Below are 13,972 nucleotides of genomic sequence, written 5' to 3'. Positions count from 1 at the left end.
AAAGTTTTTGGAGATTATTGCGGGTTGTACCCTTATGATCCATCCAATAACGAACACAAGAATTACGCACAAACTGAGAAGTTTTGATAGCTTCATCAAGCCGGTGATATTGCTCTAGTGTCCCGTTTTTTAGCTTTGCTTTTACGACTAGCATCTAACAATTCTCGACCATTGTTTAAGTAGATTATAACACAGTTTACTTACAAATGATAGAATCAAATCGATACTCCGTTGCTGACCCTTCGACTTCGCTCAGGGTCATTGATATTCTGGTCGGATTTCATCCCTCGCTAATTTTAGTTAGTATCTTGTTGAAAAATCTAGCGGGGGCATTCATCCGACATTTTAGGTAATTTATACTCAGATGGCTATGAGACAATCCGATCAAGAAATAATAATTCTAGCGGCTGTGGCCTCCCTCTTAGCGGTGGTGGCGGAAGTAGCGATCGCTTTTTAGATAAAAAAAACTGATTTATGGGGTTAAATTCTGCCAAAATTGACAATCAATGCCGAGCAAAGATATCGATAGAATGCTCGTAACAGGGGCGGCAATTGCGATCGCCTCGTTCAGGGAAATTAAAGCATGAGTTTTAGTGTAACGGGCCAGGTAAAAAGAATCGAAATAGGCACGGGAACTTGGGCATTAATTGCCGATAACGGTCAAACCTACGAATTAATGGAACCGCCCGCCGAATTAATCCAAACAAAGGCAAAAGTGACAGTTATAGGTCAAATTCGCTCGGATGTGATGACTCTGGCCATGATCGGGCCAATTTTACAAGTGACCTCCTTTCAATCCCTGCCATGAAACCGCAAAATACTGCTTAAAAACTGGCAAAAACCACTTTTTAAGCCTGTAATCTCGAAAAATTGACGTAATTGTCCCTCAGCTATACGAGAAAGAAAAATTGTCAAGAAGACCCTAATGGTTGATTTTTTCGAGAATAATCGGGAAATTTTGAATAATCATACTACAATAGACAGCAACTTTGTCTTAGGAACATCGGAATCACCTAAACCGATCTATCTGATTGGTTTAACTCGTAGTTACCTAAGTTGGCGTGAGGAGTGGACTGAATGAATTTGCGCGATAATGCTTTAACGATTCTGCAAGAAACGAGTCGAACTTTTTATATCCCCATAAGTCGTTTACCGGATCGTCTGCTCGAGGCAGTAGCCTCAGCTTATCTCTGTATGAGGGCGATCGATGAAGTAGAAGACCATCCCGACCTAGATAACTTCAGTAAAGCCCAGATATTAAGACAAATTAGCCTGAATTTACAAGCAGGTACCCAAAATTCTACCAAAGAGGATTTTACTTTTGGCTTAGTCCATCGGGAGATTTTGCCGGAAGTCACTCTGAGAATTGGCGAATGGGCAATGTTAGCACCGGATTCGATCGCCCCCCGGGTTTGGGATGCCACGGCGGCCATGGCCGATCGCATGGCCTACTGGGCCGGGAATAACTGGGATATTCGCACAGAAGTGCAATTAGATCAATATACCTTTAGTGTGGCCGGTGCCGTGGGTTTATTGCTGTCTGACCTCTGGAATTGGTACGACGGCACCGAAACTAATCGCAGTTATGCCCTCGGTTTTGGTCGGGGTTTACAAGCGGTTAATATTGCCCGCAACCATGGCGAGGATCTGCGCCGGGGGGTAAGTTTTCTGCCCCAGGGTTGGACAATTAGTGATATTCATAATTATGCCCGTCGTAATCTGAAATTAGCCGATTATTACACTCAATCGCTGCCCCAAGGGCCAGCACTCGATTTTTGTAAGATTCCCCTCGCTTTAGCCCATGGCACTCTCGAAGTCCTAGCGTTAGGTAAGGAAAAACTCAGCCGCAGTGATGTTATCGCTTTGGTACAACAAATTACCCGTTAGAGGAAATCACAATTAAAATTGCCCACGATCGCTCTTCCAAAGTCAGGAATCACAAGCGTGGGCAAAAAACTGCCGGAGTTCAGTAACTTAGAACAAACCGAGAGTTAAAGATATATCGATGGGGAAAGTGGCACCAATACCTAACCAGATCGTGACCACAGTACCAAATAGGAAGATAGCGGTAGCGACGGGACGACGGAAAGGATTTTGGAATTTATTGACGCTTTCAATAAAAGGAACTAACATCAAGCCTAGGGGAACGCCAGCCATGCAAGCGATACCTAAGAGTTTGTTAGGAAGAATACGGAGAATTTGGAAAACGGGATAAAGATACCACTCTGGCAGAATTTCTAGGGGAGTAGCGAAAGGATCGGCAGGTTCACCGATCATGGTGGGATCCATAATCGCTAAACCGGTGCAGAGTCCGATCGTACCAAAGATAACCACCGGGAAGACATAGAGCAGATCGTTAGGCCAAGCGGGTTCACCGTAGTAGTTGTGACCCATCCCTTTAGCCAACTTAGCGCGCAGAGCGGGATCGCTGAGATCGGGCTTTTTTAATGTGGACATGGATAATGTCTCCTAAAAATGATTTCGGATCGACAGAGATATTTTTCTGAATTATAGAGGCCCAGAAATGCCTTGTTTACGGATCATCAAGAAATGTAGCAACATGAAGACCGCGATCGACCAGGGTAGTACAAAAGTATGTAAGCTGTAGAAACGGGTTAAAGTTGCTTGACCGACGCTTTCGCTACCGCGCATCAGGGTGACGAGTTGATCACCGACGACGGGAATAGCAGCAGGTACACCGGAAACAATTTTAACCGCCCAGTAACCCACCTGATCCCAGGGTAAGGAGTAACCGGTGACACCGAAGCTAACGGTGATTACGGCCAGGACAACCCCAGTTACCCAGGTTAATTCGCGAGGTTTTTTGAATCCACCGGTCAGGTAAACGCGGAAAACGTGCAGGATCATCATTAAGACCATCATACTGGCGGACCAGCGATGGATAGAACGAATTAACCAGCCAAAGTTAACTTCGTTCATGATGTACTGTACGGAGGAGAGGGCCTCTGCTACAGTGGGTTTGTAGTAGAAGGTCATGGCGAAACCAGTGGCAAACTGGATCACGAAGCACACAAGGGTGATGCCACCCAGACAGTAGAAGATATTGACGTGAGGGGGAACGTATTTGGTGCTGATATCATCAGCGATCCCTTGAATTTCTAAGCGTTCCTCAAACCATTGATAGGCTTTAGAATCCGTTACTTGTTTGGTAAACATCGCGTAACCAGTAAGAAAAATGAAAGATTTAATGTGTGACCTTTAAAAAATGTAACACAGTTTTCAGGTCTAATTCTCGCTCCGGTCAGGTTTCTCCACCGGTGGGGATCGATTGGCGATCGCTAGGGACGAAAAACGGCTAACTTCCTAAAATTTCCCTTAAAATGTCTCCTAGACTACAAAAAATCAGGCCAATTGTCCGACACTGGGAATAGGTAAGGTATGAAATGAGGTCAGCGTGCTATTAAATACCTACGATCCCGAAGGCTTCTACGACGAACTATTCTTAGATGATGGTCAACCTCGTCCCCACTCGTCCCCTTTAATCAAATGGTTGCAGAATCTGCCGCCCCGAGAACTTCAACAACACCGGGAAACGGCTCAGTCGGCCCTGTTTGAATTGGGGGTGACTTTCAATGTCTATAGCGACAATCAAGGGGTGGAAAAAATCTTTCCTTTTGATATTATTCCCCGAATTGTCTCGGCTGAGGACTGGGATTATTTAGAAAGAGGACTGAAACAACGCATCAAAGCTCTCAATCTTTTTCTCTCCGATATCTACAATGACCAGTTAATCATTAAAGATGGCATTATTCCCCCCGAATTAATCGCCTCGGCGACGGGATTTCTGAAACCCTGTGTGGGACTGAAACCCGCCGGAGGTATCTGGTGTCACATCACGGGAACCGATTTAGTCCGCGATAAAGATGGTCAATGGTACGTTTTAGAGGATAATTTGCGGGTTCCTTCCGGTATTTCCTATGTCCTCGAAAATCGTCGGGTAATGAAAAGCACTTTCCCCGATATTTTCCAGACAATGAATGTTAAACCGGTGGATGATTATCCTTCCCATCTGTTGGAAACTCTCCTCAATTTAGCCCCAGCCCAATTACCTAATCCCACCGTGGTGGTTTTAACCCCCGGAACCTATAATTCTGCCTACTTTGAACATTCTTTTATTGCCCAACAAATGGGGGTAGAATTAGTGGAAGGGCGTGATTTAGTTGTCTTTGATGGTTATCTACAAATGAAAACCACCAAGGGATTAAGACGGGTAGATGTGGTCTATCGTCGCCTCGATGATGACTTTTTAGATCCGGCGGTTTTTCGTCCCGATTCGATGTTAGGTGTACCCGGATTATTAAAAGTTTTCCAGGAAGGTCGCGTCGCTTTAGCTAATGCCCCGGGTACGGGAGTTGCCGATGATAAGGTTATTTATGCTTTTGTCCCCGATATGATTCGTTATTATCTGGGAGAAGAAGCGATTTTAAATAACGTTCCTACCTATCTTTGTTGGCGAGAAAAGGACTTAGATTATGTCTTAAATAATCTCGATAAATTAGTTGTGAAAGCCGCTAATGAGTCGGGAGGTTATGGGATGTTAGTCGGTTCCCAAGCTACCCCCGAACAAAGGGCAGAATTTGCCCCACGCATTGCTGCTAATCCCCGCAATTATATCGCTCAACCGGTGTTAAGTCTTTCTAGGGTTCCCACTTTAATTGACACGGAAGTTGAAGGTCGTCATGTGGATTTACGTCCCTATATTCTCCATCGTGGCGATGAAATTTATGTGCATCCAGGGGGGTTAACTCGCGTGGCTTTGAAAAAGGGTTCTTTAGTGGTTAATTCCTCTCAAGGTGGTGGCAGTAAAGACACTTGGGTTTTAACCAAGTAATCAGGACAATAATCAAAATTTTGGTGGGTTACTAACCCACCCTACCCTTTTCTTTTTCCTTTTCACTTTTTCCCAGTTAATTATGCTTAGTAGAGTTGCTGATTCAATTTATTGGTTAAATCGCTATATTGAACGGGCAGAAAATGTCGCCCGGTTTATGGATGTTAATCTTAATTTAATGTTAGATGTACCTACCAGCGTTTTGCAACAGTGGGAACCTTTGGTTTTAACCACGGGAGATTTAGAACAATTCAAGGAACGTTACGGCACAGCCACCGCAGAAAATGTGATCAATTTCTTGACATTTGACACGGAATATAGTAACTCAATTATCTCTTGTTTGCGCTGGGCCAGAGAAAATGCTCGGTCAGTTCGCGAGATTATTTCTTCGGAAATGTGGGAACAGGTTAATGGTTTTTTCTTGATGGTAAAAGATGCTTCCTCTTACCATCCTCAAACTACTTTACCGAACTTTTTTACCCAAGTTAAATTAGCTAGTCACCGTTTTGCGGGGGTAATGGATGCAACGATGACTCATAATGAAGGTTGGCATTTTGGCGTTATGGGAAGATTACAGGAACGCGCCGATAAAACCGCCAGAATTCTTGATGTTAAATACTATTATCTCTTACCTTCCGCTCAATGGGTAGGAACTTCTCTAGACCAAATTCAATGGATTGCTTTACTGCGGTCGGTGAGTGCCTACGAAATGTATCGTAAATGTCAACGACGGATTACTCCTAGTGACGTGGCCGAATTTTTAATTCTTAATCGAGAATTTCCTCGTTCAATTCACTTTTGTCTGCGGGAATTAGACCACTGTTTGCATCAAGTTACCGGTACTCCTGTAGGAACTTGGGGCAATTCGGTAGAAAGAAGTTTAGGGCGACTTTGTGCCGAAATGAGTTATCTAACTATCGAGGATGTTATTGAAATGGGATTGCATGAATTCCTCGACCATATTCAAAAAAGAGTTAATGATGTGGGAATAAAAATGACAGAAACTTTCTTTGTTTTTAATCCCGAACTTGCCCCACCTCTGCCAGTAAATAACTTTCAATATCAATCCCAATTAACAACTTAATGCGTTATCACATTCGGCATCAAACCAACTATTTCTATAATCAACCCGTGATTTTATCGCCTCATCTGCTGCGCTTGCGGCCAAAATCCGATGGTGGGCAAACTTTGCGAGAGTTCACGCTCAAAATTAACCCAGAACCTTTAACAATAACTAATATTATCGACCTTGATGGTAATTCTTGTTTACAAATTTGGTTTAATCAACCGACGGAAGAATTATTGATTGATGTGGTCAGTGAAGTGGAAACCCATGGGGTTAATCCTTTTCAGTATTTGTTGGAACCTTGGGCGACCTGTTTACCCTTTGATTATCCTATTTCTCTCCACAGTCAATTACAACCCTACAGACAATTCTATGGGTTAAATAATGACCCTGATATGGCAGCATTAGCCCAAGAAATTATGCAGGAAACCGAAGGACAGGTGCTATCTTTTCTATTTAATCTTAATGACAAAATTTACCGAAATTGTCAGCAAATTATTCGTCTTAACGGGGAACCCTATCTACCCGGAAACACTTGGAAAAATAAGCAGGGTTCCTGTCGCGATTTTGTGGTTTTATTTATGGATGTGTGTCGCTGTGTGGGATTAGCTTCCCGTTTTGTCAGTGGCTATCAAGAAGGAGATTTAGACCAAGAAGAAAGACATTTACACGCTTGGGTAGAGGTGTATTTGCCGGGGGGCGGCTGGAAAGGCTATGATCCTAGCCATGGATTAGCGGTGAGTGACCGTCATATTAGCCTCGTTTCTAGTCCAATTCCCCGTTATTGCGCCCCGGTAGAGGGAAATGCTCGACCTGTTAGTCTCGGTCATCAAGTGATAGAATCTCAGCTATCATCGACAATTGCGCTCGATTTGTTATCTTGAGGGTGATTGTTTATGGGTCAAGGATTTGGCACAGCAACAAGGCGAAAAGTTTTGGGAGCGGGGCATAAATCCCCGTTACAAAAACGGCCGACCGCCTCCTGCCTTCGTTAAGAAGCCGCCGCCCTCGCCTTCTTGGGAATCTTGGCGAAACTACAGCTATCTTACCCAAAAGAAAGTCTGCCGCCATCGTTCAGGGGGTTGACGAAATGAATTCCCTCAATGGTAGCCCCGGAATTAAAATCCTCGCTATAGACCGTGGTGATTTGATTTAAGCGAGCGGTCGCCCAGATCTGGGCATCCCAGTAGGAAAACTGGTAACTTTCTACTCCACGGGTGGCTTCCAGAACGATCAACTCGGTGATCGGAACTACCTCACAGGCTATTAGATATTGACGGATGCGGGCCAGAGCCTCTTCGTGGGTTAGCAGGGGGCGACGGCTGCGGGTGACGGCCTGAAAGAATTCTCCCATCACCTGCGGGCTGATGACGGCGCGGGTGGTGCGGATCAGGTCATCGACAACGGTTAATGCCCGTTCCCGTTTGCTTTTCTCGGCGATATCGTAGAGATAGACCAGAATATTGGTATCGAGCAGGACTCTATCGTTCATAGAGATCCTCCCTTCGCCAATCCCTTTTACCCGGTTGTGATGGGCGGTTTTCGAGACCGGCGATAAAGGCCTTTTCTCGCTCCCAAGCGCTCAAGTTCGGGGTGGGAGAGTTGAGGGAAATTATGTGTTGGTCGATCGCCTGTCGGATGATCTCGGCCTCACTCAGTCCCGTCTGTCGGGCCTTCTCTTTCAGTAAATTATTCTGCTCGGCTTCGATATAAATTTGCTTGCGGATTTTGCTGACCATAGCCAGTTTAATTATATACATTACATTATACATTACTATAACCGTCATGAATCGTAATCGCCAGTTTTTCTATATATCTGAATTTGCTTAGTGCATATATACTATAAAAACCAAAACCCCCTATCTATCAATGGATACACCCATTAACCTTTCTTAATCTACTCATGCTTTTTGTAATATTTCTTAATAGACGGGGATGGAGTATATTTGCTAGAATTTCCTGACCGTAATTCTCCTGTGCAAGAAAAGTAGATTTATTCAGCTAACCCTAGATAAGTAGCTGGTTATAATTAAATTAAAGATGGATTGTGGGTTCGATCCCCCCTGCCCGCCTTGATAAGGGGGGTTTCTGAGAACTTTTAACACCTACCTACTTAGAAAGCCATTTAAGTAATTTTCTATGGAGAGTTAAATTATGTCGTCAACTGCCTACGAAACTGATTATAATCAATGGCTAAAAGAGACGGTAAAACAGTTACGAGGATGCTATAGCCCTAACTAGAACTGCGCTAAAGCGCAACTACAAACCTATCAGAAGCCTAATATTTTCAAAATTATCGGTAAGGCTTTTTGAGAGGCTTGGGCAAGTTTGCTGGCAGGTTCCAAAGCTTTAGCAATTGTTTCGAGAAAATTAACCGCTCGTTGGGCTTTCTTTTGCAGTCCGGCATCATCAGGATTTTGACTAGCTTGGGCAATCTTTTTCACTTGATTGGCGGCTTCGGCTTTTTCTTCTTCATCTAAATGGCTGTCAATTTCAATCGCCTGGGTTAGTTCTTGCAGTAAAGCTTTAAGTTGGGCGTTTTCTGGGGAAGCATCGGCTGCAATTTGGTTAATGGTATTGGTTACATCGCCGATGATTTCGCCGAAATTGACGGCAGAATTATTAATATCGCGGATGGTAATATTTGGGGAACTGTCGTTACTGTTGCTCATGGCTTTTGCTTCTACATGGATGGGACGGTTGGCGAGGGTTTTGGTAATTTCCATCATATCAACACTTTGTTGGCGATAGATGGCAATTTCCGTCTCTTTGGCGGTGAGTTGTGCCTTATATTGGGCTTCGACGGCTGCGAGTTGTAGTTGATAATTTTGGTTAAATTCTTGATGAATTTTCTCTTTATCAGTGTCGGGTGGTACATCGACTTTTACCACTATCACGCCATCTCCTTTATTGGCAATGCTCTGTATCTGAAGCGGCGTATCTTCATTCTGCACTTGTACTTCTTTTAAGGCAGCGATGAAAGCTTTCCAATCTACCCCATTGCGGAAAATGAGGTCAACGGTGTCGAACATTTCGGCAAATAATTTAGTAAATTCGCCCGGTTGAAATTCACCACTGCTGGGGCGGCGTTCTTTTTGCCCATTAAGCAGGTAAATATACTGGCAGTCAATCTCATCCAGTTGGGTGGTGGCATCAATATTCCAATTTTCCACGCAAGCACCCGTCAGAGTAGCATGGCGCAAATCGGTATTGACGGCGTTGACTTCGGTGAGGTTTGCCCCCGCAAGATTGGCGTATTGCAAGCTGGCTTCACTGATATTCGCTAGGCGCAAGTTAGCAGCTTGCAGGTTTGCCCCCTCCAGGTATGCCCCCCGTAAATTGGCTTGGGCAAAGTCTTTTCCGCTTCCGGTGCGGGAATCAATCAAAAATTCTCTAACCCGGGGATTGGCTAATAAGGTATGGCCGGGGCGGGCTAATTCCAATTTAATTGCTTGTTTAAAAATTGTTTTATTCAAGATTGCCTGATTAAAATTGGTACTTTTTAAGGTGGCTCCTGTAAAATCTATTGCGGTTAAATTAGCTTGAAAAAAGGATGTGCCACCAATAGCAGCAAAGGCTATCACAATTTTACGCAACCAAGGATCGCGGTGTTCTTGTTTAAGGGTCAACCAACCGAGCCAACAGAAAAGTAATGTCAAGGCTCCGGCTACGGCTCTGGCTACGGCTCCGGCTACGGCTCCGGCTCCGGCTCCGGATACGGCTCCGGATACGGCATCCTCTCCGGCTAGGGCTACGGCTAGGGCTACGGCTCTGGCTACGGCTACGGCTACGGCTACGGCTCCGGCTCCGGCTCCGGCTCCGGCTACGGCTAGGGCTAGGGCTACGGCTCCGGCTCCGGCTCCAGCTACGGCTAGGGCTACGGCTCCGGCTAGGGCTAGGGCTACGGCTACGGCTCCGGCTACGGCTCCGGCTAGGGCTAGGGCTACGGCTAGGGCTACGGCGAAGACTACGGCTAGGGCTACGGCTAGGGCTCCGGCCAAAATATTTTTACGCCAAGTGACAGCGCAAAAACAGATGAGAAGAATTAAGATTGACCAACCAGCAACTTGGTTTTGTGTACTGGATGAATCAAAAATTAAGCCCACCAGATAAGCGGCTGCGGAGGAAAAAAAACTCGAAACCACAATTAACACCAAAGCCAACCCCAGCAAAATCATCAGCCACCGCTTCGGCAATCCCGCCTTCGCCCCAGCAAACTTCACCCCCGTCAAATTCGCCCGACTAAAATTTGCCCCGCGTATATCACAGCCACTGAAATCCGCCTCTGCTAAGTCCGTGCCGCGAAAGTTACCACCCCGCAAGGATTCCCCCCGGAAATCCCGCCGCCCGTTTTTGTACTGTTCAATAACTGCCGCTGCCTTCATCGCCTACGAAATTGCCATACTATGCCCTCAATCTTACTACAAGTCAGAAAGCGGGTTTCTTTAGAGAATCTGATTGATACTCCCACCCCAGCACTTCGGGATTCTTGGTTCAACGAGTCCACGTTCAAAAACCTGGCATTTTTATGGGCAATCGCGTCAGGTTCCCCACCTCACGTTCTAGAATATATCTGGATTTCCCCCATAGATATCTACTACAATAGCCGAAAACCGGCTCTTCTGGTGTTTGTGTGGAAGGAAGAAGAATAGGGATAATTTGGGTGCATCTCAATTTGGTGGAAATATCTAGAGGACGTTTTGGGCGCACGCAACTACGTTTACCCTTCTGAGTATGAATTTTATCTGCAATCATCCCTCGATCGAGTATTGTTTAAAACAACAATTAATTAATATTTTTCCAGAAAACAACCATAAATTAACTTTCTATCGTTGCCTAAAAACTGATAGTATCCTCTATCGTTCACCTCTGTTTTATTATTTTACTCCCGCTCAATGTCAAGCTATATTTAACCATTTAATCGCCCTTTTTCCACAAATTCAGCTTAGGGAAGGATGGCTAGAATTATTATTAGATCAGCAATTTTTGTCCTTTTGGTTACTGAAACTAAACGATTCAATTGATAAATTTTTCTCTGATCAGCTTCCTCTCCATCCCGAAGGAGAATTTTTCTTTTTATTTCAATATACCCACGCTCGCTATTCTAGTTTGTTACAACTGCTCAATCGGGAAAAAATTAGATTAACCGAGTCTGAACTATTATCATGGCATCATCCCGCCGAAATAGCCTTAATCCTGCAAATTTTAACCGTTTGCGATTGTTGGGAAGGCCAGAAACTCTATCCCCTAACTGCAAATTTTTGCGAAGCGATGCTCAATTTTGAGCGTAACTGTCGCATTATCGGAGAATCATCCCCAATTCAGCGATCGAGATTAGTCCTGATTAGCGTCAGTCAAAAACTACTTAACCTTCTTCTCCGTCAAAAATGGCAACTGCTGCCGATGACGGAACTATAAAAATATTAACTTTTGTGAATTTAGTGGACAAAACCATCAGCTTATGATAGATTTTAATTAGTGTGAGGAGCGAACCAGAATAGAGAGCCGAGACGAAACATGGACAGTCGCCGGCTCTCTTTCTGTTGTTCAGGAATTATCTTTTTCTTGGCGATATTTAATAAAAGTGGGCAAATCAACCCGAAAAGAGGAATATTTCGGGGAAGGAGAGATGATAGGTGCGGGCCAATCCCTGTCTTTCTTATTTAAGGATTCTACTGGCTCAATAGTCTCTAATTCCGCTACAAAATCATCGATGGGAGCCACTTCATCGTTTTCTTGATTCTCTGTCTGAGACCAAGGCTCGATCGCAGCTGCCTTGTCAACAATGGCTAAATCTGGGGAAAAATTGCGATCGCTACCGCGCTGGAAATACTGGGCCAAGGCCGCTTTATACTGGAGGGTGTAGCGTTGCTGACGTTGGAGACGGGTGCGTAATTCCTGCAATTGCTGGTCATAGTTGCACAGTTTTTGGCTTTTTTCCTGATAACTTTCCTGAATTAAGGCACATTCTCGCTCTAAACGGGCTAATTGTTGGCGCGTGCGGGTCAATTCTGCGGTCAAATTGGCAATAATCATCGGTTGCCGTTGTTCTGCTTGACGATACTGTTCGATTTCTCCTAAAGCTCGCTGTAATTGTTGCTTTTCGTATTGCAGTTCCTCGTTTTGCTGCTGGATTAGGGTATCGCAACTTTGCCAGCGACGATGTTGCTCGGCTAACCGCGATCGCAGTTCCGCCAGAGCTTGCTCCCGTCGCCAGATCTCCGCTTGTAATTCTTGATTTTGTTGACGTAAATGAGAGGATAGAGCTGCCCAATCTGTCTCATCTGTTGATTGACTCTCATGCTCGACAATTTCAGCAGTGATGACAGTATCCGCATGGGTGAGATGATCGAGGTACAGGTCGGAATTATCGTTCATAAAAGCCAAAGGATGAGGAAACCTAGAAGTTTAGAGACGTTAAAAGCCTTCTATCGTTCCAAAAAAAAATGGGAACCGCATTGTTAGAGACTGCCGCGCGGTTCCACTGCCGATCCTTAAGAGGAGAACACTATAAATAACCATAAGCTTATTAGGAATTTTTGTCAATACTTAATGAGAAGTTTTTTCAATAAGTTGGAGAGGAGAGGGGAATCGACTAATTCCTAGATAGCGACCGACAGCGCTACGCACCTTCAGGGTGAAAGAAACTGAAGGAAATCCAATAGGATATAGAATAACGCGATCAAAGATAAAATGAGACTGTTCGGACAGTTAAGACCGAGGCGAGCTTGGTGCTTCATAGCCCGATAGTTAGCGTGGTTCCAGCGATCAATGGTTTAGGCATTGGTGGCTCTGAAAAGAGACCCCGTTTAGAAGACTAGCGAATATCAGAGCATCGTTGGGTCTGAACTTGATCCCATAAAGTTGAGGAACGACAGACCTAATGAAGAGAAAAGTTAATACTAAAGGTAGTCCTACTTGTAGCTCATCAAAAGCAGTAAAAGTGCCAAGATTAGATAGCTTATCCCAAATCAACCTGAATGCAGCCGGATTAGACGTAGGAGACCGAGAAATTTACGCTTGTGTGCCATCCGGGAGGACAGAGCAATCAGTCAGGGTATTTCCCACCTTTACCGCCGACTTGAATGCCCTAGCCCAATGGCTTCGAGAATGTCAAGTAACGACAGTAGCAATGGAATCGACAGGCGTATATTGGATACCTATTTTCCAAATCCTCGAATCCCAGGGATTTGAAGTGTATTTGGTCAATGCCCGATACATCAAAAATGTCACGGGCAAAAAGACAGACATTTTAGACTGTCAATGGATTCAACAACTGCATACCTACGGATTACTGCATAAATCCTTCCGTCCAGACGAAGCCACTTGTGTATTGCGTGCGTTAGTCCGGCATCGAGAAATGCTCCTGCGCTATCGAGCCAGCCACATTCAGCATATTCAGAAAGTTCTACAGCAGATGAATCTAAAGCTAACCAACGTCATCAGCGATGTCACTCCGAGTGACTGGACTACGCATTATTCGGGATATATTGTCCGGTCAGCACGACCCCAAGGAATTAGCCAAGCATCGAGATCATCGCTGTCGTAAAAATGAAGAAGAAATTGCCAAATCATTGGAAGGAGACTATCGAAACGAACTTCTCTTCACCTTACGACAGACAGTTGAACTCTACGACCTCTATACAGAGAAGCTAAGAGCTTGTGATGGAGAGATAGAGCGGCAACTAGCTTGTTTTGAACCCAAAATAGATATCAAGGAACAACCTCTACCCCCAGCCACTCGTCCTCCTGCCATTCGCCCCAAAAACGATCCACCGTCAGATATCCGACCAGCCCTGTATCAAATGGCTGGGGTGGATTTAACTCAGATTGACGGGCTGAATATCTTGAGTATTCAGAGCATTTTATCGGAGATAGGCACTGATATGAGCAAATGGCCGACGGTTAAGCACTTTACCTCTTGGCTGGGGCTATGTCCCCAAAACCAGAAGACTGGCGGCAAAGTCATACGCACGAGAACCAAGAAGACCGATAGTCGGGCGAACTTGGCATTTCGACAAGCCGCCGCCAGTTTAGGACGCAGTCAGACAGCA

General features: G+C 44.9%; 15 protein-coding genes and 2 pseudogenes. 10 read left to right on the top strand and 7 right to left on the bottom strand.

What is annotated here, in order from left to right; translation table 11 throughout:
* A pseudogene (locus O9323_RS20835) lies at window positions 1–154 on the bottom strand (transposase); the annotation flags it as partial.
* Window positions 155–583: 429 nt separating this feature from the next.
* On the opposite strand from O9323_RS20835, the gene O9323_RS20830 reads away from it, so the two are divergent.
* Both O9323_RS20830 and O9323_RS20825 read left to right on the top strand, forming a co-directional pair.
* On the top strand, window positions 584–808 hold the full coding sequence (locus O9323_RS20830; protein WP_002751690.1) for a hypothetical protein: 225 nt from the start codon (window positions 584–586) through the stop codon (window positions 806–808).
* Between the two features lie 269 nt (window positions 809–1,077).
* The gene (locus O9323_RS20825) at window positions 1,078–1,887 is read left to right on the top strand and encodes a squalene/phytoene synthase family protein (protein WP_130758356.1); all 810 of its coding nucleotides are present in this window, start codon (window positions 1,078–1,080) and stop codon (window positions 1,885–1,887) included.
* 87 nt (window positions 1,888–1,974) lie between these two features.
* Here the strand turns inward: O9323_RS20825 and petD are convergent, their stop codons facing one another.
* Entirely contained in the window at window positions 1,975–2,457 is a 483-nt protein-coding gene (petD, locus tag O9323_RS20820; protein ID WP_002738373.1) for a cytochrome b6-f complex subunit IV, read from the bottom strand.
* 51 nt (window positions 2,458–2,508) lie between these two features.
* Window positions 2,509–3,177 (bottom strand): cytochrome b6, encoded by a 669-nt coding sequence (petB, locus tag O9323_RS20815; protein ID WP_002738970.1) that lies wholly within the window; start codon window positions 3,175–3,177, stop codon window positions 2,509–2,511.
* 238 nt (window positions 3,178–3,415) lie between these two features.
* Between petB and O9323_RS20810 the strand changes: the two genes are divergently transcribed.
* The 3 genes from O9323_RS20810 to O9323_RS20800 all read left to right on the top strand — a co-directional run bounded on the left by O9323_RS20810 (window position 3,416) and on the right by O9323_RS20800 (window position 6,802).
* A complete protein-coding gene (locus O9323_RS20810) occupies window positions 3,416–4,852 on the top strand; it encodes a circularly permuted type 2 ATP-grasp protein (RefSeq protein WP_016516520.1) in 1,437 nt (478 codons plus the stop codon).
* Window positions 4,853–4,934: 82 nt separating this feature from the next.
* The gene (locus tag O9323_RS20805) at window positions 4,935–5,936 is read left to right on the top strand and encodes an alpha-E domain-containing protein (protein WP_024969219.1); all 1,002 of its coding nucleotides are present in this window, start codon (window positions 4,935–4,937) and stop codon (window positions 5,934–5,936) included.
* The gene (locus O9323_RS20800; protein WP_024969220.1) at window positions 5,936–6,802 is read left to right on the top strand and encodes a transglutaminase family protein; all 867 of its coding nucleotides are present in this window, start codon (window positions 5,936–5,938) and stop codon (window positions 6,800–6,802) included. Before O9323_RS20805 ends, O9323_RS20800 begins: the two co-directional genes overlap by 1 nt.
* A 161-nt stretch (window positions 6,803–6,963) precedes the next feature.
* On the opposite strand, the gene O9323_RS20795 is transcribed toward O9323_RS20800, so the two are convergent.
* Together O9323_RS20795 and O9323_RS20790 are read right to left on the bottom strand one after the other, a co-directional pair.
* Entirely contained in the window at window positions 6,964–7,410 is a 447-nt protein-coding gene (locus O9323_RS20795; protein ID WP_002778830.1) for a PIN domain-containing protein, read from the bottom strand.
* Entirely contained in the window at window positions 7,400–7,705 is a 306-nt protein-coding gene (locus O9323_RS20790; protein ID WP_288125696.1) for a ribbon-helix-helix domain-containing protein, read from the bottom strand. The genes O9323_RS20795 and O9323_RS20790 overlap by 11 nt, the downstream gene beginning before the upstream one ends.
* A gap of 367 nt (window positions 7,706–8,072) precedes the next feature.
* On the opposite strand from O9323_RS20790, the pseudogene O9323_RS20785 reads away from it, so the two are divergent.
* A pseudogene (locus O9323_RS20785) lies at window positions 8,073–8,138 on the top strand (DUF29 domain-containing protein); the annotation flags it as partial.
* A gap of 50 nt (window positions 8,139–8,188) precedes the next feature.
* Here O9323_RS20785 and O9323_RS20780 read toward each other — a convergent pair.
* Complete coding sequence (locus O9323_RS20780; RefSeq protein WP_288125695.1) at window positions 8,189–10,303, bottom strand: pentapeptide repeat-containing protein; 2,115 nt, start codon at window positions 10,301–10,303, stop codon at window positions 8,189–8,191.
* Window positions 10,304–10,324: 21 nt separating this feature from the next.
* Here O9323_RS20780 and O9323_RS20775 point away from each other — a divergent pair, with 21 nt between their 5' ends.
* Both O9323_RS20775 and O9323_RS20770 read left to right on the top strand, forming a co-directional pair.
* Entirely contained in the window at window positions 10,325–10,570 is a 246-nt protein-coding gene (locus tag O9323_RS20775) for a hypothetical protein (protein ID WP_288125694.1), read from the top strand.
* A gap of 82 nt (window positions 10,571–10,652) precedes the next feature.
* A complete protein-coding gene (locus O9323_RS20770) occupies window positions 10,653–11,336 on the top strand; it encodes a DALR anticodon-binding domain-containing protein (RefSeq protein ID WP_288125693.1) in 684 nt (227 codons plus the stop codon).
* A 129-nt stretch (window positions 11,337–11,465) separates the two neighbouring features.
* On the opposite strand, the gene O9323_RS20765 is transcribed toward O9323_RS20770, so the two are convergent.
* The gene (locus O9323_RS20765; RefSeq protein WP_002751676.1) at window positions 11,466–12,296 is read right to left on the bottom strand and encodes a hypothetical protein; all 831 of its coding nucleotides are present in this window, start codon (window positions 12,294–12,296) and stop codon (window positions 11,466–11,468) included.
* A 505-nt stretch (window positions 12,297–12,801) separates the two neighbouring features.
* On the opposite strand from O9323_RS20765, the gene O9323_RS20760 reads away from it, so the two are divergent.
* Window positions 12,802–13,467 (top strand): IS110 family RNA-guided transposase, encoded by a 666-nt coding sequence (locus O9323_RS20760; RefSeq protein WP_130758649.1) that lies wholly within the window; start codon window positions 12,802–12,804, stop codon window positions 13,465–13,467.
* Window positions 13,409–13,972, top strand: a 564-nt coding sequence (locus tag O9323_RS20755) for a transposase (protein ID WP_288125692.1), incomplete at its 3' end; no start/stop codon positions are given. The genes O9323_RS20760 and O9323_RS20755, both read left to right, overlap by 59 nt.

The organism is Microcystis sp. LE19-131.1A (assembly GCF_027532015.1).
GTDB lineage: Bacteria > Cyanobacteriota > Cyanobacteriia > Cyanobacteriales > Microcystaceae > Microcystis > Microcystis ichthyoblabe_A.
Note: the sequence above shows the minus strand (reverse complement) of the source record. Positions and strands in the feature narration are given on the sequence as shown.